The 20,923-nt window shown below is 69.4% G+C and carries 21 protein-coding genes; 11 read left to right on the forward strand and 10 right to left on the reverse strand.

From position 1 onward, the window contains the following. The first annotated feature begins 320 nt into the window (after positions 1 to 320). The 8 genes from ACWCOV_RS36135 (at position 321) to ACWCOV_RS36170 (ending at position 7,944) form a co-directional block, all read left to right on the forward strand. Positions 321 to 1,172: a hypothetical protein gene (locus ACWCOV_RS36135; RefSeq protein ID WP_449833867.1), complete on the forward strand. Its 852-nt coding sequence runs from the start codon at positions 321 to 323 to the stop codon at positions 1,170 to 1,172. Positions 1,173 to 1,383: 211 nt separating this feature from the next. Next, a complete protein-coding gene (locus ACWCOV_RS36140) occupies positions 1,384 to 3,018 on the forward strand; it encodes a sugar ABC transporter substrate-binding protein (RefSeq protein WP_449833868.1) in 1,635 nt (544 codons plus the stop codon). A 3-nt stretch (positions 3,019 to 3,021) separates the two neighbouring features. After that, a complete protein-coding gene (locus ACWCOV_RS36145) occupies positions 3,022 to 3,975 on the forward strand; it encodes an ABC transporter permease (RefSeq protein WP_449833869.1) in 954 nt (317 codons plus the stop codon). Beyond that, a complete protein-coding gene (locus ACWCOV_RS36150; RefSeq protein ID WP_449833870.1) occupies positions 3,972 to 4,847 on the forward strand; it encodes a carbohydrate ABC transporter permease in 876 nt (291 codons plus the stop codon). Before ACWCOV_RS36145 ends, ACWCOV_RS36150 begins: the two co-directional genes overlap by 4 nt. Positions 4,848 to 4,887: 40 nt before the next feature. After that, positions 4,888 to 5,904 (forward strand): LacI family DNA-binding transcriptional regulator, encoded by a 1,017-nt coding sequence (locus ACWCOV_RS36155; RefSeq protein WP_449833871.1) that lies wholly within the window; start codon positions 4,888 to 4,890, stop codon positions 5,902 to 5,904. Then, a complete protein-coding gene (locus tag ACWCOV_RS36160; protein ID WP_449833872.1) occupies positions 5,885 to 6,634 on the forward strand; it encodes a phosphotransferase in 750 nt (249 codons plus the stop codon). The genes ACWCOV_RS36155 and ACWCOV_RS36160 overlap by 20 nt, the downstream gene beginning before the upstream one ends. Positions 6,635 to 6,639: 5 nt before the next feature. Next, positions 6,640 to 7,167: a molybdenum cofactor biosysynthesis protein gene (locus ACWCOV_RS36165; protein ID WP_449833873.1), complete on the forward strand. Its 528-nt coding sequence runs from the start codon at positions 6,640 to 6,642 to the stop codon at positions 7,165 to 7,167. Positions 7,168 to 7,212: 45 nt separating this feature from the next. Then, positions 7,213 to 7,944 carry a class E sortase gene (locus ACWCOV_RS36170; protein WP_449833874.1) on the forward strand — a complete coding sequence of 244 codons (732 nt, stop codon included), beginning with the start codon at positions 7,213 to 7,215 and terminating at the stop codon, positions 7,942 to 7,944. On the opposite strand, the gene ACWCOV_RS36175 is transcribed toward ACWCOV_RS36170, so the two are convergent. From ACWCOV_RS36175 to ACWCOV_RS36195, 5 genes are all read right to left on the reverse strand, one after another. Next, complete coding sequence (locus tag ACWCOV_RS36175; protein WP_449833875.1) at positions 7,937 to 9,100, reverse strand: FAD-dependent oxidoreductase; 1,164 nt, start codon at positions 9,098 to 9,100, stop codon at positions 7,937 to 7,939. The genes ACWCOV_RS36170 and ACWCOV_RS36175 overlap by 8 nt on opposite strands. Next, positions 9,097 to 9,654: a TetR/AcrR family transcriptional regulator gene (locus tag ACWCOV_RS36180; protein WP_449833876.1), complete on the reverse strand. Its 558-nt coding sequence runs from the start codon at positions 9,652 to 9,654 to the stop codon at positions 9,097 to 9,099. The genes ACWCOV_RS36175 and ACWCOV_RS36180 overlap by 4 nt, the downstream gene beginning before the upstream one ends. A gap of 83 nt (positions 9,655 to 9,737) precedes the next feature. Further along, a complete protein-coding gene (locus tag ACWCOV_RS36185) occupies positions 9,738 to 10,160 on the reverse strand; it encodes a hypothetical protein (protein WP_449833877.1) in 423 nt (140 codons plus the stop codon). Positions 10,161 to 10,197: 37 nt separating this feature from the next. Further along, the gene (locus ACWCOV_RS36190; protein ID WP_449833878.1) at positions 10,198 to 10,941 is read right to left on the reverse strand and encodes an SAM-dependent methyltransferase; all 744 of its coding nucleotides are present in this window, start codon (positions 10,939 to 10,941) and stop codon (positions 10,198 to 10,200) included. A 46-nt stretch (positions 10,942 to 10,987) separates the two neighbouring features. After that, the gene (locus tag ACWCOV_RS36195) at positions 10,988 to 11,491 is read right to left on the reverse strand and encodes a DUF2199 domain-containing protein (RefSeq protein ID WP_449833899.1); all 504 of its coding nucleotides are present in this window, start codon (positions 11,489 to 11,491) and stop codon (positions 10,988 to 10,990) included. A gap of 198 nt (positions 11,492 to 11,689) precedes the next feature. On the opposite strand from ACWCOV_RS36195, the gene ACWCOV_RS36200 reads away from it, so the two are divergent. Beyond that, a complete protein-coding gene (locus ACWCOV_RS36200) occupies positions 11,690 to 12,877 on the forward strand; it encodes a neutral zinc metallopeptidase (protein ID WP_449833879.1) in 1,188 nt (395 codons plus the stop codon). 30 nt (positions 12,878 to 12,907) lie between these two features. Next, positions 12,908 to 14,281 (forward strand): neutral zinc metallopeptidase, encoded by a 1,374-nt coding sequence (locus ACWCOV_RS36205; protein ID WP_449833880.1) that lies wholly within the window; start codon positions 12,908 to 12,910, stop codon positions 14,279 to 14,281. On the opposite strand, the gene ACWCOV_RS36210 is transcribed toward ACWCOV_RS36205, so the two are convergent. Then, positions 14,274 to 14,756, reverse strand: coding sequence for an N-acetyltransferase family protein (locus tag ACWCOV_RS36210; protein ID WP_449833881.1), 483 nt, complete (start codon positions 14,754 to 14,756; stop codon positions 14,274 to 14,276). The two genes, ACWCOV_RS36205 and ACWCOV_RS36210, sit on opposite strands and share 8 nt — an antisense overlap. A 241-nt stretch (positions 14,757 to 14,997) precedes the next feature. On the opposite strand from ACWCOV_RS36210, the gene ACWCOV_RS36215 reads away from it, so the two are divergent. After that, positions 14,998 to 15,852, forward strand: a complete 855-nt coding sequence (locus tag ACWCOV_RS36215; RefSeq protein WP_449833882.1) for a mechanosensitive ion channel family protein — start codon at positions 14,998 to 15,000, stop codon at positions 15,850 to 15,852. A gap of 247 nt (positions 15,853 to 16,099) precedes the next feature. Here the strand turns inward: ACWCOV_RS36215 and ACWCOV_RS36220 are convergent, their stop codons facing one another. The 4 genes from ACWCOV_RS36220 to ACWCOV_RS36235 form a co-directional block, all read right to left on the reverse strand. Further along, positions 16,100 to 16,888: an IclR family transcriptional regulator gene (locus ACWCOV_RS36220; protein ID WP_449833883.1), complete on the reverse strand. Its 789-nt coding sequence runs from the start codon at positions 16,886 to 16,888 to the stop codon at positions 16,100 to 16,102. Between the two features lie 328 nt (positions 16,889 to 17,216). After that, the gene (locus tag ACWCOV_RS36225; protein WP_449833884.1) at positions 17,217 to 18,116 is read right to left on the reverse strand and encodes a hypothetical protein; all 900 of its coding nucleotides are present in this window, start codon (positions 18,114 to 18,116) and stop codon (positions 17,217 to 17,219) included. Then, positions 18,113 to 19,363, reverse strand: a complete 1,251-nt coding sequence (locus tag ACWCOV_RS36230) for a CaiB/BaiF CoA transferase family protein (protein ID WP_449833885.1) — start codon at positions 19,361 to 19,363, stop codon at positions 18,113 to 18,115. Before ACWCOV_RS36230 ends, ACWCOV_RS36225 begins: the two co-directional genes overlap by 4 nt. Before the next feature lie 28 nt (positions 19,364 to 19,391). Continuing rightward, on the reverse strand, positions 19,392 to 20,819 hold the full coding sequence (locus tag ACWCOV_RS36235) for a GntP family permease (protein ID WP_449833886.1): 1,428 nt from the start codon (positions 20,817 to 20,819) through the stop codon (positions 19,392 to 19,394). Positions 20,820 to 20,923 lie beyond the last annotated feature (104 nt).

The raw sequence follows: 20,923 nt of genomic DNA on the forward strand, positions 1-20,923 counted from the left end.
CGATGCGGACCACACGCAGGTCTACACGGTGAACAAGATCCTCACCATCAGCTGAATCCGCTCGAACGCCCCGGCCCGCATGGGCCGGGGCGTTCTGCGTTCAGAAGCCTGCCACCGGTTGTAGAGGGCAACCATCTGGCCGCAACCGGTTGTCCACCGGGGGTACCGGGCGGCGGCGGCCACGGGCTGTTGCCGTTCGCAAATTTTCGTCGCGCCGAGTGGTTGTGCCGGGTGGCCGGCCGGTCCATACTCTTTTTCACCTGCGTTCAGCGGGTGTGGGGGAAGTGTGACCTGGGGTGGGGGGCTTTACGATGCGTGCCTTGAAATTGCTGCGTGCTGCGCTGGTGACAGCGGTGGTCGGGACCGGCCTGGCGGCGGTGCCACAACTGGCGACGGCGGCGCCGCCGTCGAGTGCGATCGAACTCAGTCCGACGTCGGCGCGGCCGGGGGAGACCTTCACGGTCACCCAGACGCTGCACAACGACCGGACCTTCACGGTGACCGGAGCGAAGGCCGGCCTGTACGGCAAGGAGACGTCGCTTCCCGGGCTGGTCGACCTGGTGTCGTGCCCGGGCGCGTTCGCCTGCGACATCCTCGGCGGAAGTATCCGCGGCGGCTTCGGTGACATGGCTCCCGGCGAGACCCGGACGGTGGTGTTCACTTTGCGGGTCAAGGACACCGCGCCGGCGGGGCCGGTCACGCTGCAGCACCAGTTCATCGGCGAGAACTATGCGTTCGAGACCTTCGACGGCCCGGTGCTGACGATCCTGCCGCCCGCGCCGTCCGACGCCGACGTCGCGGTGTCGCTGAACGCGTCGGCCCGTGGCCTGCTCGTCTCCCGGATCACCTACACAGTGACCGTGAAGAACAACGGTCCCAGTGACGCCACCGACGTCCGGGTGGTCGGCGCCTACCCAGCCGGCCTGGTGTACGCCGGTTCGTCAGGCTGCACCCGCGTGGGGACGACGCGGACGGTCAACTGCGACATACCGGCGCTCGCGAGCGGGGCGACCGTGACCCGGACGTTCTCGGCCGACGCCGGCCTGCTCACGCTCGGATCCCTGGTCGCGACGGCGCAGCGTACGGCGAGCTCGCCCACCGACCCGAACGCGGCCAACGACCAGGCCAGCCGCGCGTGCACCGCGCTCACCAGCCTGATCGTGCGGTGCTGATCCTGCACCTGTTCTGAAGTAGCTCCACGGGTCGCGAGACCTGGTGTCCGGCCGGCGGCCGCGGGAGTCGTACCCCGCGGCCGCCGCCTTCTTGTGTGGGCGCACGCCGATTTTGGACTCACGCCTTGCATCCGGGGCAGGGCGCGGTTTACGGTCCGGGTTAACGTTTAAGTGTGCAGTAGTGAGCACTTGTTCTTGACTTGGAGCAACTATGATCAGTCGGCGGCGATTTCTGCAGGTAGGCGGTGCCGTGACCGGCGCCGTGCTGGCCGGACCTACGCTGGCCGCGTGCGGCGACGGCGGCGCGGCGAACGGTGGGGCGAAGGCATCGAGTGAGCTGACCCTGCCGACGTACAAGCCGTTCGAGGGCCTGCGGCCCGACCTCGCGGGCGCCGAGTCCGGCCTGGAACCCGGGTTCCTGCAGTTCCCGCCGGACGCGATCTCGAGTGTGAAGGCGCCGCCGCTGAAGAACGCGGTGAGCGCGCTGACCGAGACGTTCGCGACCCCGCCGCCGCCGATGGGCAGCAACCCGATGTGGCAGTCGCTGAACCAGGCGCTCGGCGCCGAGCTCCGGCTCACCATCGGCACCGACCCGGGCTACCCGGAGAAGTTCGCCACCCTGCTGGCCAGCGACTCGCTGCCGGACCTGATGTGGCTGCCGCCGAACCAGGGCATCCCGAACATCGGCCCGATGCTGGAGGCCAAGTTCCAGGACCTGACCAAGTACCTGTCCGGCGACGCCGTGCTGGAGTACCCGAACCTGGCCGCGCTGAAGCCGGCGTCGTGGCGGACCGCGGTGGTGAACGGGAAGATCTGGGGCGCGCCGATCCCGTCGACGCCGTTCGGCCAGGTGATGATGGGCAACCCGCGGACCTGGGCGAAGGTCGGCGGCCTGCAGAGCAGCACCGCCGACGAGTTCTTTGCCAAGTGCAAGGAGTTGTCGAACGGCACGAACTACGCGCTCGAGCCGGCGATCATCAACATGCTGCACATGTTCGGCGAGTGGTTCGGCGCCCCGAACGGATGGCGGGTGAACCAGGACCGCTCGCTCACCCACCTGTACGAGACCGACAACTACCGGGCCGCGGTCGAGTACGCCGCCAAGCTCTGGGCGGCCAAGGTCTTCTACCCCGACCTGAACCTGGCCGACGCCACCCCGAAGACCGTGAACGGCCAGATCGCCGCGCAGGTCACCGTCGGCCCGCGGGCGACCGCCGACTTCCGGGCGCTCGACCCGACGCTGTTCGTCGACACGCTGATCCCGTTCGGCCACGACGGCAAGGCGAAGCCGATCTACGACATGGGCTACGGCACGGTCGGGTTCACGCCGTTCAAGAAGACCGACGAGGGCCGGATCCGCGAGCTGCTCGCGCTGGTCGACTACCTGTCCGCGCCGTTCGGCACCAAGGAGTACCTGCAGAAGAACTTCGGCGTCGAGGGTCAGCAGTACCAGCTGGACGCCAAGAAGAACCCGGTGCTCACCAAGGCCGGCACCCAGCAGGCGCCCGGCCTGGTCAGCGCGCTGCAGATCATGACGGCGCCGGAGAGCGTGATCTTCAACCCGGCGTTCCCCGAGGACACCAAGAAGATCTACGCGACCGAGCAGAAGCTGCTCGAGTTCGCGATGCGCAACCCGACCGCGGGCACCTACTCCGACACCAGCAGCAAGGTCGGCCCGAAGCTGACCGCGGGCTTCCGCGACACCATCGTCGACATCGTCACCGGCCGGCAGAAGATCTCGGCGTACGACGAGGCGCTCAAGCGCTGGAAGTCCGGCGGCGGCGACAAGATGCGCGGCGAGTTCGAGGCGGTGCTGCCGTCGAGCGTCCCGGTCACGGGGTCCTGACGGATGCTGAAGAAAGCGGTCACCCGGCGGCAGGCCAAGACCGGCCTGCCGTTCGCGGTGCGGTGGCGGCGGGACTGGCAGATGGTGCTGCTGATGATCCCGGGCGTGCTGTTCCTGCTGGTGTTCTTCTACCTGCCGGTGCTCGGCAACGTGGTCGCGTTCCAGGACTTCCAGCCGTACCTCGGCATCATGCACAGCGAGTGGAACGGCCTGCAGAACTTCGTCAACCTGTACGGCAACCCGGACTTCTGGGACGCGTTGCGGAACACGCTGATCCTGGCCGGGGTGCAGCTGGTGCTGTTCTTCCCGGTCCCGCTCGCGCTGGCGCTGATCGTCGACTCCCTGGTCAGCAACCGGCTCCGGCGCTGGTTCCAGACGATCGCCTACCTGCCGCACTTCCTGTCCTGGGTGCTGGTGATCACGCTGTTCCAGCAGTCGCTCGGCGGCGCCGGGTTCGTCAACAACCTGCTCCGGCAGGCCGGGCTGGACCCGATCCCGTTCATGACGAACCCGGACACCTTCCCGCTGCTGGTGGTCGCGCAGCTGATCTGGAAGGACGCCGGCTGGGCGATGATCATCTTCCTGGCCGCGCTGACCGCGGTCGACGTCTCGCTCTACGAGGCCGCGGCGGCGGACGGCGCCGGGCGCTGGCGGCGGCTCTGGCACATCACGCTGCCGTCGATGCGGACCGTCATCGTGCTGCTGCTGATCCTGCGGATCGGCGACATCCTGAGCGTCGGGTTCGAGCAGTTCATCCTGCAACGCGACTCGGTCGGTCCGGGCGCGGCCGAAGTACTGGACACCTTCACCTACTACGCGGGCGTCGTCGGCGGTGACTGGAGCAGTGGAGCCGCGGCCGGCCTGGCGAAGGGTGTGCTCGGCGCGCTGCTGCTGTGGGGCGCGAACTCGCTGGCGCACCGGCTCGGTGAGCCCGGAATCTTCCAGAGGCGCTCATGAGACCGATTTGGAAAGAGAACCCGTCCCCGCTCTACCAGTCGATCAAGGCGGTCGTCCTCGGCGGCTTCGCGCTGGTGATCGTGATCCCGATCATGGTGGTGATCTCGACGTCGCTGGCCAGCGACCAGGACATCATCGACGCCGGCGGGTACGTGCTGTGGCCGTCGCACCCGACGCTGAAGGCGTACGAAACGCTGTTCAGCGGCGGGTTGATGGGCCGGGCGATCATGGTCAGCGTCTTCGTCACCGTCGTCGGTACGGCGATCGCGCTCGCGGTCACGATCGCGCTGGCGTACGCGACATCGCGGCCGGTGCTGTTCGGGCGGCCGGTGCTGCTGATGGTGCTGTTCACCCTGCTGTTCGCGCCCGGGATCATCCCGATGTTCCTGGTGGTCAAGCAACTCGGGCTGCTCGACAGCCTGTGGTCGCTGATCCTGCCGGGGGCGCTCGGCGCGTTCAACTTCGTCGTCCTGCGGACGTTCTTCATGAACGTGCCCGGTGAGCTGCTGGAGAGTGCGCGGATCGACGGGGCGAGCGACTTCACCATCCTGCGGCGGATCGTGATGCCGTTGTCGAAGGCGGTGATCGCGGTGGTCGGGCTGTTCTACGCGGTCGGGTTCTGGAACGCGTTCTTCAACGCGCTGCTGTACCTGAACGACACATCGAAGTGGCCGGTCCAGGTGATCCTGCGGACGTACGTGCTGCAGGGCAAGTCGCTGTCCGCCGACCAGCTCGGCGTGGAACCGCTACCGCAACCACAATCGCTGCAGATGGCCGTCGTCGTGGTCGCGCTGGTGCCGATCGCACTGGTCTACCCGTTCCTCCAACGCCACTTCACCAAGGGCGTCATCACGGGCGCCGTCAAGGGTTAGGTCGCGTCTGAGAAACTCTGCAAGAATCAATCACATGTCGATGGGGCAACGACCTGTGGCCGCTGACCGGCCGACGCTGCGGATGGTCGCGGCCGAGGCCGGGGTGTCGGTCGCGACCGTGTCGTACGTGCTGTCCGGCCGGCATCGCAGCCACACGATCAAGGACTCGACCGCGGCCCGGGTCCGCGAGGCGGCGGCCAAGCTCGGCTACCGGCGCAACGACGCGGCCCGCGCGATCCGCACCGGGAAGTCCGATCTCGTGCTGCTGTCGCTCAGCGTGCTCGCGGACCCGTGGTCGCAGGCCGTCGCGGAGACCGTCAGCCAGGCGGTCAGCCCGCTCGGCAAGACCGCGCTGATCGTGGCCGACGGCGACTGGCGGACCGTGCTGTCGAACCGGACTCCGGACGTGATCTTCATCGACAGCGTCAACCCGGACCCGGACCAGATCGCCGAGCTCGAGACGTTCGCGGCCCAGGGTGTGCAGATCGTCGCCTTCAGCGAGACGCTCGAGCCGCGCGGCTTCGACGTGATCCGGTCCGGCGCCGAGCCGCGCTGCCACCTGGCCGTGGAGCACCTGATCGAGCACCACGACCGCGTGGGCGCCTTGACTTCGCGGACGTCGGGATTCGCCCGGTACGACGCCTACGTCAACACGATGCGGAACGCGGGCCGCTCGATCCGGTCCGAGGACATCGAGATCTTCGAGCGACACCCGGAGGGCGCGTACCGGGCCGCGATGGCGCTGCTCACCAGGCCGGACCGCCCGACCGCGATCTACTGCACGACGGACTTCGCGGCGATCGCTGCCGTCCGGGCGGCGCACCGGCTGCGGCTCGACGTACCCGGGGATCTTGCTGTGGTCGGGGTCGGGAACACGCCGGAAGGCGAGCATCTGGACCCGTCGCTGTCCACCGTCGGGCCGGTCGGCTTCAACGAGGCGCTGGCGCGGATCATCGTCGGCCGGCTGACCGATCGCGAGGGCGCCGACGGCCAGGTATTCGATTTTCCCTGGCAGCTGATCGTGCGAGACTCGTCCCGTGTTCCGGCTGAAGGATGACGACTGGGAACCGGTGACCGTCGGGGAGTCCGACATGTCGGTCTTCCGGCGCGGTGACGTCTTCGCCAAGTGCTGCGCGCTCTCCGGCGTCACCGAGTTGCGGGACGAGCGGGACCGGGTCGAGTGGCTCGCAGGCACCAGCTTGCCGGGGGCAACGGTCGCGGACTGGCTCGAGTCACCCGATGGCGCCTGTCTGGTGACGACGGCGGTGCCCGGCGTCGCGGGGACGGAGCTGCCGGAAGCCGCGCATTTCAAGGCGATGCGCAGCCTGGGAGAGATGTTGCGTGAGCTCCACTCGATCCCCGACTGCCCGTTCGAACGGCCGCTCGCGTCAGTGGTCGCGACGGCGGCGGACGTCGTACGGCGGGGAGCGGTGAACCCGGACTTCCTCACCGACGAGTGGCGGGCGCTGGATCCGTCCGAGTTGCTCGACCGGGTAGTTGCTGAGAGCCCCTATATCGAGTCGGTCGCCGACCGTGCCGTGTGTCACGGCGACGCGTGTCTGCCGAACATCTTCTTCGACCCCGGCACGCTGGAAGTCAGCGGGCTGATCGACCTGGGCCGGCTCGGCGTCGCCGATCGTTACTCCGACCTCGCCCTGGCCACGATCCAGCTGCAGGACGAGTGGTCGGCGGACCCTGCGCCGTTCCTGAGCGCGTACGGCGTACCGGATCCTGATCGGCGGCGGCTGGAGTTCTTCCGCCTCCTGGACCCACTGACCTGGGGGTGAGCCGGATGTCCGTCTCCGTGGAGATCGTGGCGTTGATGGTGTCGGCGGTGCACGCGTTCGAGGGGCGGCCGCAGGACGGTCCACGGCCGGACCCGGAGCCGGTGGGGCGGTCCGAGGTCGAAATCCGCGCCGGCCTGGGCATCGTCGGCGACCGCTACTTCGGGCAGACGGTGCATCGCAACGCGGCGATCACCTTCTTCGACGCGGCCGTCTTGGACGATCTCGCGGCGACGCTCGAGCTCCCCGCCGTACCGGACCCGCTGCTGCTTCGTCGCAACATCGCGCTTCGCGGTTATCCGCTGGACACCCTCGCCGCCCGCCGTACGCCTGGCCGACGCTTCACCCTCGACTCCGGCTCCGGCGCGGTCGAGTTCCAGGCCCATCGGCCGGCCAACCCGTGTGCGTGGATGGACACCGTCCTGGCTCCCGGCGCGTTCAAAGCGCTCCGCGGCCACGGGGGCATTCGCACGACACCGCTGACCTCCGGCGTCCTGCGGCTGGGGCCGGCTGTCCTTGCAGTGCTCGACGACTGACCGGTTTTCGGGCGGCTTTCGGTGGGTCGAGCTACCGTCGAAAACGTGGGGCGGTGGATGGTTGGTGCGGTGCTGGCGGCGGCTGGACTGGTCGGGTGTGCTGATGTGGCAAGCCCTTCAGGCGAGTCGTCCAGCCGAGTGACGCCTACGCCCGTCACGCCCAGTGCTACACCGAGTACGGCGACCAGCCCGACGCCGACCCCGGCCCCGACCTCCACCCCGACGCCGACTCGCAAACCCAGCCCGACCGCGACGCCCACCAACTCGGCCGTCGCCAGCATGTCGATCCCGGCGATCAACGTACGGCGGCTTCGAGTGTTCCCGTACACAGGTACGGCGGACGATCGCCCGGGGACCGTGATCCAGGATCGCGGCGTCGCGGCCAGCCCGCGTGGTGAGGCTGGTGGCGTAGGGCCGGGCGACGTCGGCAACTACATCATCACCGCGCACCGGACCACGCACGGACGCCCGTTCGGCCGGGTGCCCGAGCTCGACAACGGCGACCACGTCCTGGTGACAGCGGGCGGCGTCGTCTACGACTACGTGATCAACCGGACGATGACGATCTCGTTCCGCCAGCCCGCCGAGAAGGCCCAGCAGAACGCCGCCGTCCCCGGCCGGCCAGGCGCCACACCGACCCAGGCGATGATCACGCTCTCGACCTGCGCCACTCCCGAGGATCACGCGGCCGGCAACTACTGGAGCGACGAACTCGGCAACCCCGAGCACCGGATCAACAAGATCGGCGTCCTGGTCTCGACCCGCCGGGTCAGCTGAGCGACTGCACCAGCGTCGTCGGCTTGCCGGCCACTGCGGTCGGGGCCAGACGGCTCAGCAACGGGAGCCGCAGAAGATGCAGCGCCAGCCGGCGGCCGATCAACGCGAACTGCGAGCCCGGGAGGAACCAGTGCGCGGCCCTGCGACCGGCGCGTTGCCTGGCTTCGGCCTCCGGACGCCACAGTTCCTCGTACTCGGTCAGGGCAGTCTCGATAGACGAGCACTTGGCGAGCCGGTCGGCGAGCACGTAGGCGCCGGCGATCCCGAGCGACGCGCCTTGGCCGGCCAACAAGGAGACGGCGTGCGCGGAATCGCCGAGCAGGACCACGCGGCCCTTGCTCCACGAGGGCATCACGATCTGCGCCACCTGGTCGTAGTAGATCTCCTCCGGCTCCGGGCACCGCTCGATCGCCTCGGGCACGACCCAGCCGAGCTCCCGGTACGCCGACCGGAGCGCCGTCCGCGGATCGGCCGGCAAAGACGGATCCGCCGTACGGTGCACCGCGAACGCCGCCACCCGGCCGTCCCGCAGGCCGTAGAACCCGAACTGGCTGCCGATCGTGTCGGTCAGCACGAACCGCCCGTTGACTGCGGCGTGGATGTCGGGAGCCTCGAAGGTGTAGGCCGCGGTGTGGAAGCCGAGGTAGCGCAGGTACGACGACTCCGGCCCGAAGACCAGCCGCCGCACGGTCGAATGGATGCCATCGGCACCAATTAGCAGGTCGGCCGGCAGCGACGTCCCATCCGTGAGCCCGACCCGTACGCCGTCGGCCTGCGGCGTCACGTTGTCGAGACCGACGCCGTACCGGAGATCAACGCTGGTCGGCAGGGACTCGCGTAGTACGTGCTCGAGATCCGGGCGCATCACGCTGACGAGTGCGCCCGCGGCGAACTGGCCCAGGCTCATGCCGGCCCGGCGGCGGCCGTGGTCGTCGACAAGGAGGGCCTCGGTGACGTTGTAGCCGGCCTCCCGCAGCGCCGGGAGCAGGCCCATCGCCTCGATCGCGTCGTACCCGGGGCCGAAGAGGTCGATCATGTAGCCCTGGGTGCGGGGGCTCGGGGTGCGCTCGACGACGATGACGTCGTACCCGCGGTCGGCCAGCAGGTTCGCGGCGGCCAGGCCGGCGATGCCGGCTCCACAGATGATCGCCTTCACGATGTCACCAGCCTGCGCAGGACGCCCGCCGTACCTTCACCGGTCGAGCCGAGGCCGCGATGCAGGAGGATGCCGTCGATGGCGGCGGCCAGTACGGCGGCGGTCGCGGCCGGATCGGGGACCTGCTGGACCGCGAGCCAGTCGCCGACGCGCTGCTGGAAGTCCGCGACGAGAGTGGCGAGCTGCTCGCGCAGGTGCTCGTCGCGGGTCGCGGCCAGGTAGGCCTCGACGAACAGCAGCGACAGCGGGTCGACGCCGGAGTGCTGCTCGATCGAGGCGAGCATCGCGTCGATGGCCTCGGCCGGCGACCCGGCCGCGGTGAACTGCTCGTCGGTCGCGGCCAGCACCTGGCGCATCGCGGTGACCGCAGCCTCGGTGAGCACCGCCTGCACCGACGGGAAGTGGTAGTGCACGACGCTCGGCGTGACGCCGGCGCGGTCGGCCAGGATCCGCGTGCTCACCGCGGACCAGCCGCGCTCCGGGATCAGCTCCGCCGCGGCGGTCAGCAGCCGGTGCCGCACTTCCTGCCCGCGGGCAGCCGCTGGAGACGTCATCGGTCCCACCTCCTGGGCAATCGTCCTGTACGATCGCCCTGATTCTAGGGCAGGCGTTCAGGACCGGGCACCACCGGGGGTGGTTACTTACGGCCGAACTTCCACCACTTCGGCTTGTTGGCCTTGATCTCGTCCTCGGTCAGCGGCGGCGGCACCGGCGGCCGCGACTCCTCGGTGAGGAAGTTGCCGGACTCGGTGTCGTACGGCGTCACGCCGAGCACCCGGCTGATCTCCATCACGATCGGGATCGAGCGCGGGCCGTCGTTCAGGTAGAACGTGATGTCGCGGACCTCGACGCCCTTGCCGATCGTCATCTCGACGTCGAACTCGTCGCTGCGCAGCGTGAGCCAGGACGGCTTGCTCGTGTCGACCCCCGGGACGACCTCACGGACCTTCGCCACCACGTCCTCGGACGTGCCGACCGACGGGGGCTCGTACCCGTCCGGAATGTCGTCGAGGCGGCGTACGCCTCCTGGTCCTCGCATCGCGTACACAGCCCAGCTCATGTCCCCAGCATGTCCTACTGGGGTAGGTGGGCAACAGTCAGGCTGCGGGTTTGCGTGCCGCCAGCATCGCGAAGGTCAGGTACTCGCCCTGGTCGGCCTCGAGCATGTCGAGCGATCCGTCGCGGTCGCCGCGGTGGGCGGAGACCGCCTGCGCCCAGGTCAGCCAGTCCTGCCAGCCGGACTCCTGCAGCCGGGCTGCGGTGACCTCGACGAGCTCGGTGATCTCCCACTGGAACCGCCACCAGTCGGCGGTGTGCCAGGCGAGCGCCTCCCAGCCGACCAGCTTCCTGATGTGGTCCGGGATGTGCCCGAGGTCGCGGATCTCGGTCCGCAGCGCTGGGGTGGCGACGCCGAACTGGCCGCCGGGCTTGAGGAACTGGGTGATGTAGGCCAGGTAGCCGTCCGCGGTGCCGAAGTACTCGTAGGCGTCGATGCAGACGATCGCGTCGAAGAACCCGTGCGCGAACGGCAGCGCGTGCGCCTCCGCCTTCACCGGCACGATCCCGTCGACCTGCTGCGACCCGATGTACGCCGCGATGTCCGTCGGCTCGACCCACAGATCGGCCGCCCACACCTGAACGCCGTACTCCTTCGCCAGGAACACCGACGTGGCGCCCTTCCCACACCCCAGATCCAGCACCCGCATCCCCGGCCGCAGCTCCAGATCCCGCGCCAAATCCTCCAACAACCACAACGGATGAGGCCCCATATCCCCATCCAGCAACCACTCCACGTCATACCCGTTGGCCCGCGGATAGTCGTCCCGCCTCAACTCCACCACGCGGCAAGCCAACAGCCCCGGCCCGCCACCCGCAACCAGATTTGCGTCAGCCGTCGGGGTGGAGGGCTTGCTCGGCGATCTGGCGCATCCGCGCCTGGGTGATGCCGTCGCGCTGCTCGACGGCCAAGGGGTGATCGGTCGGCTCCAGCTCGATCAAGGGGCGCGCGCCGACCGGACGGCTGTGCACGTTCGTCTTCAGGTTCACCGTGGCCGGCTCGTAGGGCAGGGCGCTGGACAGCCAGCCGAAGTACGGCTCGTCGCGCTCGCGCCCCTCGACGTACCAGCGCTCGGACACATGCTCGAAGCTCTGCGCGCTCAGCGACACCCACACACCCCACGCGAACATCTCTCCGGTGTCGACTACCGGCAGCTCGATCAGTCCCCGCACGAAGAAGTGCTCACCGTGGATCACGCACTGGTCCGAGGTGAGCTCACACCCCGGTGCCCCGGCCAGCTCGGGCGTCCAGTAGACCGGCGCCTCGGCGTGGAATGCCATGGGCAGCTCCGCGTGCCACTCCCCGCAGCAGGAACACTCGAACCCCAGATCGATGCGGGCACCTTAGCCACTGACCCGGAGCAGGTCAGGCGGGCGTGGTAGCGAAACGGTGTCAATAGTGGCAAGGCGGTATCGGGGGGTGTGGTCTAGGCCTTAGCATCTTTCGGGCGTTGCGGGAGGGGTCCCTGGGCGTCGATGGGACCTGAGTGGGTGGGACCGGCGACGTCCGGTACTGGGGAGAAGCGGGGAAGAATGGCGGACAAGCCGGCGCCGAAGCCTGGCCATTTCCTGCCCGGAGGCGCGGGCACGGACGAGTCGACGAACGGTGGGTCCACGCCCGGGTCGGCGCCGCTGACCGCGCCGACGCCACGCCTCGGGGCCGGCACCCCGGCCGGGCCGCCGCAGTTGTCCGGGTCGCGGCTGGAGTCGCGGCGGTCGGCGCAACTGTCCGGCACGCGGTTCGGCCTGCCACCGCCGGACGACCCGGCGGCCGCGGCGTACCGGGCCGTCTACCACCCCGACCCGATCCCGTTCGTGCCCAAGAAGCAGTCGAAGGCGCTGATCGCCGGGATCGTGGTCCTCGCCCTCGTCCTCGTCGGCGGCGGGGTCGCGGTCGGCGCGAAACTGCTCTCGTCGTACGACGACTTCGTCTCCACCCCGCTGGTCACGCCGTCCTTCCACCCGTCCGGCGTGCCGACGCCGACCGCCGAGCCGACGCCGGACGCCAAGGTGCAGCGCGAGAACCCGTTCTACTCGACCGGTCCGCTGGCCACGGTGAAGTGCGCGGAGCCCGCGTACCGGCCGACGTCGAAGGAGAACGTCCGCTCGTACTACCAGGCCCTGATCGCCTGCATGGACAACGCGTGGAAGCCGTTGGTGACCCAGGCCGGATTCACCTTCCGCTCGCCGCGGCTGATCGTGTTCGACAACGGCCAGGAGACCGCGTGCGGCGTGCAGAAAGAGGTCGCGTCGTACTGCTCCGACGAGCAGGGCGGCAGCGTCACCATGCCGTGGCAGGAGCTGACCGAGACCTACTCGCAGCGCAAGGCCGCGGTCCGGGCCGACATGGCCCAGTCGCTCGGCTTCGCGTACGGCGCGCACCTGCAGAACCTCACCGGCATCTTCGACGCCACCGCGAACCTCCGCGACACCGCGCCGACCGAGGCGGCGCGGCTGGAGATGGACCGGCGCCAGTCGCTGCAGGCGAACTGCTTCTCGGCCGCCTTCTTCGGCGCGGCCAAGGCGAGCTTCCCGCTGCGCGGTGAACTGCTGACCCAGTGGACCTGGCTGATCCGGCACGGCGGCGACGAGAACTCGAAGGACAAGACCCGCGACCACGGGTCCGCCCGGAGTCTCGCGCTGTGGATGAACCAGGGCTTTGCGAGCACCGATCCCGGCACCTGCAACACTTTCGTGGCAGCATCCGCCAAGGTCGGCTGACGGACAGGGTACAAACGATGGGGACGAGCGATGCCTGAGGAGCACCCGGACACTGATCCATCGGCCCCGGCCGGCGCCCCCCCGCCGGCCGATCCAGGCCGGGTCGCGGCGGTGACCGGTCCGGGTACGGCGCGCTCCGTCTCGCCGAAGCCGGGGCACTTCATGCCCGGCGGCGCCGGCGACATCCTCACCGAAGGCGACCGGGCGCGTGCGGCGGAGCGAAAGCAGTCGCTGAACCTGGGCAAGGCCCGCACTCTCGGCCCGATCGACCCGACGCTGCGGAAGACTGCCCGGCCGCTCCCGGTGGATCCCGGCACGGAGCCCGGTTTCGGCGCACCCCCGCCCGCGCCGCTGCCAGGTGCCCCGCTCACACCGCTGGCTGGGACTCGTCGGGCGGGCAGATCCCGCCGGGTCGGCTGGCACTCGCCGTACTCGGGGACCGGCGCGCAGTACTCCAACGAGCCGCTGCCGACCACACCGGCCCGCCAGAACTCGAAGGCCGTGATCGCCGGGCTGTCCGCGTTGACCCTGGTGCTGCTCACCGGCGGCACGGTCGCCGGGTTCCAGCTCATCAACTCGTACGACTCGGTCGACAGCCCGATGGCCCGGCCTTCGGTCAAGAAGACCGAGGCCCCGTTGCCCGTCCCCGCCGACCCGACCGTCACGGTCACGGTGACGCCGGTGCCCGACCTCGACCGCCTCCGGAAGAACAAGCTGTACACGGTGGGCAAGGTCGCCTCCGTCAACTGCAAGGAGCCGGCGGTCAAGCCGAACACCCAGTCCGCGATCCTGAACTACTACAAGGCGCTCCTGCCCTGCCTCAACAAGGCCTGGGAGCCGGTGGTGACGAAGGCCGGGTACGAGTTCGTGCCGCCGAAGATCGTGCTGCAGAGCAAGCAGGCGCCCGCGTCCACGTGCACCGGCGAGGCGGAGACGGCGTACTACTGCCCGGCCGACCACGCCATCGCCATCGACTGGCAGGACGACCTGAAGAACTACAAGGAGGACCCGCTCGCCGCCCGGGTCTGGATGATGGACACTATGGCGCACGAGTACGGCCACCACGTCCAGGAGCTGACCCACATCCTGAACGCGGCCTGGTCGCGGAAGGGCTGGGCCAAGACGCAGGCGGAGAAGCTCGAGTGGTCCCGCCGTACCGAGCTCCAGGCGACCTGCCTGGGCGCGCTGTTCCTCGGCGCCAACAAGAAGTCGATGGGCCTGTCCGGCGAGAAACTCGAGATGTGGGAGTGGCAGACCCAGCACAGCGGCGACGAGTACAACCCGAAGAAGGTCCGCGACCACGGCTCCCGCAAGAACCAGTGGCTCTGGGCGTCCCCCGCCTTCAAATCCACCGCCACCGCCTCCTGCAACACCTACACCGCCGCCGCCAAGAAGGTCAGTTGAGCTTGAGTTTGAAGCCCTCGTGGGAGTTGGTGAAACCCAGGCGGGTGTAGAAGCGGTGGGCGTCGGCGCGGGTCTTGTCGGAGGTGAGCTGGACCAGGGTGCAGCCGCGGTTGCGGGACTCCTGGACGGCCCACTCCATGAGCGTCGTACCGAGGCCTGAGCCGCGGGCGGAGGCGGCGACGCGGACGGCTTCGACGAGGCCGCGGCTGGAGCCGCGGCGGGACAGGCCGGGGATGATGGTGAGCTGGAGGGTGCCGATCAGCTCGCCTGCGCGGTCGGCGACGACGAGGACCTGGTTCGGGTCGGCGTCGATCGCCTCGAAGGCGCGCAGGTACGGCGTGAGGTCGTCGGCCGACTCGCGGGTCGCGCCGAGCTGGTCGTCGGCGATCATCGCGACGATCCCGGCGACGTCGTCGGCGGTGGCGCGGCGGATCACCACGTCCGGGGCAGACTGGGCAGACATCTCGGCGGTCATGACCCCAGCATCTCAACCGGCTTGACCGGTTCACCCCGCGGGGGTAACGGGCAAAGGGGTACGACGGTGATTGCCTTATGCAAACACTTTTCGTTGCAGGCGTTTTACATGCCTGAGACAACCGTTTGGGGTGCGCGGCGCGGGGAACGGGGAATACCAGACACCACTGCATCCGCCCGTGCCGGGGTCGTGTGCAGTGTGGCGCGGCAGCGGATGCGGGCCTGTCCGGAAGGAAGTTTCGATGTCCGCGTTAGCGATCGACTTCACGCAGCCCTTTGAAGATGCCTTCGGCAAGCTTCTCGGATTCGTCCCGAACCTGCTCGGCGGGCTCGTCATCCTGGTGATCGGGTACTTCGTCGCCAAGGTGCTCGGCAAGCTCGTCGGGAAGCTGCTCGGCAAGGTCGGGTTCGACCAGTGGATGGAACGAGCCGGTGTGTCCGGCGTCCTGCAGCGGTCCGGCACGGGGCTGACCGCTTCGGCGATGCTGGGCAAGGTCGTGTTCTGGTTCGTGTTCCTGATCAGCTTCACGATGTTCGCCTCGGCGCTCGGGGTGCCCGAGATCTCGGCGTTCATGAGCGACATGCTCGGCTACATCCCGCGGATCTTCGCCGCGATCGTGATCATCTGCCTGGCGGCGCTGTTCGCGAACTTCCTGGCCGCGATCATCCGTGGCGCCACCGGCAACGAGACGCTGGCCAAGGTCGGCAAGTACGCGGTCCTGGTGTACGCCGCCTTCGCCGCGCTGACCCAGCTCGGGATCGCCGTACAGCTCACCGGCAACACGCTGCTGATCGTGCTCGCGGGCGCGGCGCTGGCGATGGGCCTGGCGTTCGGGCTCGGCGGCCGCGAGCTGGCGGGCCGGGCGCTGAGCAACCTCTTCGACCGCAGCCAGCTCAAGCCGCAACCCGACGACACGATGTCCAACGGCACGATGTCGAACGGCGCTTACGACCAGGGTGGATACCAGCAGGGCGGCTACGACCAGGGCAACTACCCGCCGCCCCAGGAACAACACCCCGCACACCACGGCGCTCCCCAAGCCGGATGGTCCAACGGCACCACCCCCGACGGCAACTGGCAGGGCAACCAACGCTGACAACCACCAACCCAGAACCCGCACGCCCCGCGCCTCCCGCGGGGCGTGCTGGTTGTAGGCAAGAGCAGCTGGCGACGTGAATGCCCCAGCTCCGCGGGCATCCGCGGATCGGGCCGATGGTGGTTATCCGCTGGTGTTGTGGGTTCTCTGGTGGTGTGCGAGGGGAGAAGGCACAACGCGCGGGGTTATCCGGTCGAGTTGTGGCGGGCTGTGGCGGGCTGAGGGCGGTCGGGTGGCCGCGAGGGGGCTAGATGGTGGTGGGGAAGCGGCCGCCGAGGAGGCGGGTGGCGTGTTCGGCGGATTCGACCAGGAGGTCGAGCCATTCGAGGCAGCGGTCGAGGGGCATGCGGATGGTGGGGCCGCTGATGGTGATGCAGCCGGCCAGTTCGCCGTTCGCCTTGAAGACGGGGGCGGAGAGGCCGGAGGCGCCCTGCTCGCGTTCGCCGATGGTGATCGCGTAGCCGTCGGCGCGGGTCTGCTTGATCACCGCGGCCAGCTCGTCCGCGCTGGTGATCGTGCTGTCGGTGATCGGCCCGAGCGGTTGCGACAGGACGGACTGCGCCAGCGAGTCGTCCCACGCGAGCAGGACGCGGCTGGCCGACCCGGCGTGCAGCGGCATGATCTTGCCGACGTGCATCTCCCGGCGCAGCGCGTGATGCGTCTCGGCGAGCGCCACACACACCCGATGACCCTGCTCGGCCCGGAAGAACGCGGCCGTCTCGCCGGTCGCGTCGCGCAGCTGCTTGAGCACCGGCACGACCAGATCGAGTACGTCGACACCCTTCACCGCCGGCGCCGCCCAGTACGCCATCTTGACGCCGACCCGCACTTGATCGCCCTGCCGGTCGAGGAACCCGAGCGACACCATGTTCGTGACCAGCCGCTGCACGGTCGACGTCGGGAACCCGGTCGCGTCCCGGATCTCGCCGAGCGTCAGCGAGGGCCGGTCGAGCGAGAACGCATCCAGGATCTCCCCGATCTTCCCCAACACCAGAAGCGGCTGCCCACTTCCACCCACCGGATCAGCTGACGCCATGGACTCAGCGTAGGCGACACCCGGTTGCGAACCCTCGATCATGTCTCACCACCACACTCCGGACGGGGTCCCCCGGCCCGGGAGAGGAGGCCGGGCCGAGGGACGGCCAACCGCCGCTGAACGACGTACACCCGCCCCACCAGCCCGGTACGGCGGGGCACTCCGGACACCGGCCCTCTTCCGGTGCCGGAGCACCCGCCCCACCCGCCGGCTGCTGGGAGCATCGGCACCGTCTGTCGGGCCGGCACAGGCTGTTGGGTGTACAAGCCCATCGGTCCCGGTGCGAGCGCCCGGCTTCCGGCCGCAGGGGGCGGGTGGGGCGGGTGGTTCATGACGCCCAGGGAAAGGTCGTGGTGCTGGCGCCGGCCCCCTGGGCGGACCGGGACCGGTTCGGTTCGTCGAGATCGGCGAGCAGGTCGCGCCCGAGCCCGACGAGCTCACCGAACCTGGCCGGCGTCAGCCAGTCCGGCCGAAGCGCGAAGACCAGATCCTCGGTGGCGGTGTTCCCGGCCGCGCCCGGTGCGAACGGGCATCCGCCCAGGCCGCCGAGCGACCCGTCCACGGTGGTCGCGCCGGCGTCGATCGCGGCCAGGCTGTTCGCCACGCCGAGCCCCCACGTGTCGTGGCCGTGGTACACGATCGGCCGGTCGTCGATCTGCGCCGTACGGCTGACCAGGTCGTAGACCTGCGACGGGATCGCCTGGCCGAGGGTGTCGCACAGTACGACGTCGGTCGTCCCGTCGGCCCGATGGTCGAGCACGATGTCGAGCACCCGCTCCACCGGGACCTCACCCTCGAACGGGCAGGTGAACGCGGTCGCGATGCACAGCTGCACCGAGCCCGAACCCGCCAGCTCCACCGCCGACGGCAGGGCGGCGAGGCTGTCCGCCGTGGAGCGCCCGATGTTCGCCTGGTTGTGCTTGTCCGACGCCGACAGGCAGTACTGGAAGTTCCGCGCCCCGGCCTCGGCCGCCCGCGACACGTGCCGCGGCGTCGCGACCCAGATCCAGCACTTGTCCAGCTCGGCCGGCGTCAGCGCGCGGATCACGTCGAGCGTGTCGGCCATCGGGGGCACCAGGTCCGGCCGGGCCATCGACCCGATCTCGAGCGCCGGAACCCCTAGCGCCAGCAAAGACCTGATCAGCTCGACCTTACGGGCCGTAGGCAACGGTTTCCCGGTGAGCTGCAACCCGTCCCGCAGCGTCACGTCCCGCAGGGCGGTGGTCATGACGCCTCCTCGAGGTCCCGCATCCCGCGCTGGATCTCGGCCGGACTCAACCCGAGCAGCTTGCCGAGCACCTGCTCGGTGTGCTCACCCAGCTCCGGTCCGAGGCTGCGGATCGGCAGCGACTGCCCGCCGATGACCGGCACGACGCCAGGGAAGCCGACGTCCTTCAGCACCTCGGCGCCGTTGGACACGTCGAAGCGCTGGATCATCGCGCGAGCGGCGTACTGCTCGTCCCGGCTGATCTCCCGTGCGGTGTAGATCGGCCCGCACGGGACTCCGGCCTGCTCCAGCTCCTCGATCGCGGCCGCGGCCGAGCGCCCGGCGGTCCAGGCGCCGATCGCCTCGTCCAGCTCGTCGCGCCGCGCCCACCGGCCCGCGTTCGAGCGCAGCTCGGCGTCGTCCGCAAGATCCGTGCGGCCGATCAGCGTCATCAGCCGCTGGAAGATCCGGTCGCCGTTGCCGGCCACGATGATGCTGTCGCCGTCCTGGCACAGGTACGCGTTCGACGGTGCGATCCCCTCCATCCGGCCGCCGATCCGCTCCCGCAGCACGTCGTACGCCTCGTAGTCGGGGATCAGCGACTCCATCATCGACAGCATCGACTCGTTCAGCGCCACGTCGATGACCCGCTCCGCCAGCGGCGCCGGCGGCAGTCCGGCGGTACGGCGTACGTCGCGCTGGAACAACGCCATCACCGAGCCGTAACCGGCGTACAGGCCCGCGATCGAGTCGCCGATCGAGATCCCGACTCGGGCCGGCGGCCGGTCCGGGTGCCCGACCAGCTCGCGGAAGCCGCCGTGCGCCTCGGCGACCGCCGCGAAACCGGGCCGGTCCGACATCGGTCCGGTCTGCCCGAACGCGGAGATCCGGGTCAGCACCAGCTCCGGATTCGCCGCGCTCAGGACGTCGGGACCGATGCCCCAGGCCTCGAGCGTGCCGGGGCGGAAGTTCTCCAGCACGACGTCGCACTGCCGGACCAGGTCGATCGCCGTACGGCGGCCGAACTCGCTGCGCAGGTCCAGCTCGATCGACTGCTTGTTGCGGTTGATCGTGCGGTAGAGCAGCGACGTGGACCCGGCGTAGAGCCGCCAGTTGCGGAGTTCGTCACCGGTGCCGGGGCGCTCGACCTTGATCACCTCCGCGCCGAAGTCCGCCAGCAGGCGGCCCGCGGTGGGCGCGGCGATGTAGTTGCCGAGCTCGAGGACCCGGACACCGGCCAGTGGCGCCGGCGACTCGCTCGTGGTCATAGCAGTAGCTCTCCAGAGGTTGGTTTGATCAGAACAGCAGGCTCAGCGGCATCAGCAGCACGATCGCGACCACCGAGGCGACCGAGACGCCGATCGTGCAGCTCTTCAACGTGCCGCGGGTGGTCTGGCCCATCAATGACTGCAGCAGCCAGAACGTGTTGCTGGTGACGTGGACCGCGAACAGCGAGCCGGAGCCGGCCGCCAGCGCGATCAGGACGGGGTCGAGGCCGAGGGCCGGGGCGATCGGGGCGAGGATGCCGGCGGCGGTGATCGCGGAGATGGTCACCGAGCCGACCGCGACGTGCAGGGCGGCGGCCATCACCCAGACCAGCAGCAGCGGGGCCACCGTGCTGGCGCTGAAGTACTCGCGCAGGATGTCGCCGAGTCCGCCGGCCGCGACCACGGCGGCGAGCGAGCCGCCGACCGCGGTCAGGATCAGGATCTGGCCGCTCTCCTTGAACCCGCGGGCGATCGCCTTCTCCACCCGCGGCTGGCCCATCGCGAACCGGCCGATCAGGCAGGTCCCGATCAGGCCGACCAGCAGCGCGACGACCGGGTCCGAGATCAGCGCGACGATCTTGTTCTCCCAGTTCGCGGCCTCGGCGATCGCGCCGAAACCGATCAGCAGCAGCGCGGTCAGCATCGGCACGAACAGGACGAACAGCGGCGGTTGCCCGCTCTCGTCCACGTCGGCGGCGTCACCAGCACCACCGGCCGACCCGGTACGGCGTACCTCGGACTCGCCCGCGTCGGAGCCGCCGCCGACCGTGACGGCGTCCTTCACCTCGACGGTCTCGGTCACGAGCTCCTGCTGCTCGTCGACGGCCTCGTTCCAGAAGCCGCGGCGGAACAGGAAGGTCATGATCGCGATCGCGATCAGCACGGTCGGGATGATCAGCACCAGACCCCAGATCAGCATCTTGCCGAGCGGGACCTTCAGCAGCGCGGCCAGCGCCAGCGCGCCGACGCCGGGAACCATGAGCACGATGCCGCACTCCAGGCCGATCGCCAGCGCGGTCGCCATCCGGGCGCGGCCGAGCGGGCCGATCCGGCGGGCCGCCGAACGGGCCAGCGGCGCGGAGATGACCAGCAGCACGTCGAGGTAGATCGACTGCAGCATGGTCGCGATGGTCAGCGCCATCGAGTACGGGAGCCGTTTCGGGCCGAAGAGCTTGAGCAGGTGCTTGACCAGGCGCTCGATCGCGCCGAGCTCCTGCAGGATCGAGCCCATCAGGACACCGAAGGCGATCAGCAGGCCGACCTCGGCCATGATGTCGCCGAAGCCCTTGGTGATGGTCTCGACGGTCTTGTCGAGGCCGAGCTTGCTGACCAGGCCGAGGTACAGCGAGCCGACCACGAGCGAGATCACCGGGTTGACCCGGAATCGGACGATGAGGACCACGATCGCGAGGATCGCGATCGCTGTGTTGATGAGTACTCCGACATCAGAAGTCATGAGCGGAAGTCCTTCAGAACGGGCAGCTGGGGACAGGTAGGGCTTTCAACTACCCATAATGTGAGCATAGACCCACGAAGTAGGCAAGATGTCGGCGCTGCTAC

The sequence above is a fragment of the Kribbella sp. NPDC002412 genome (genome assembly GCF_053592935.1).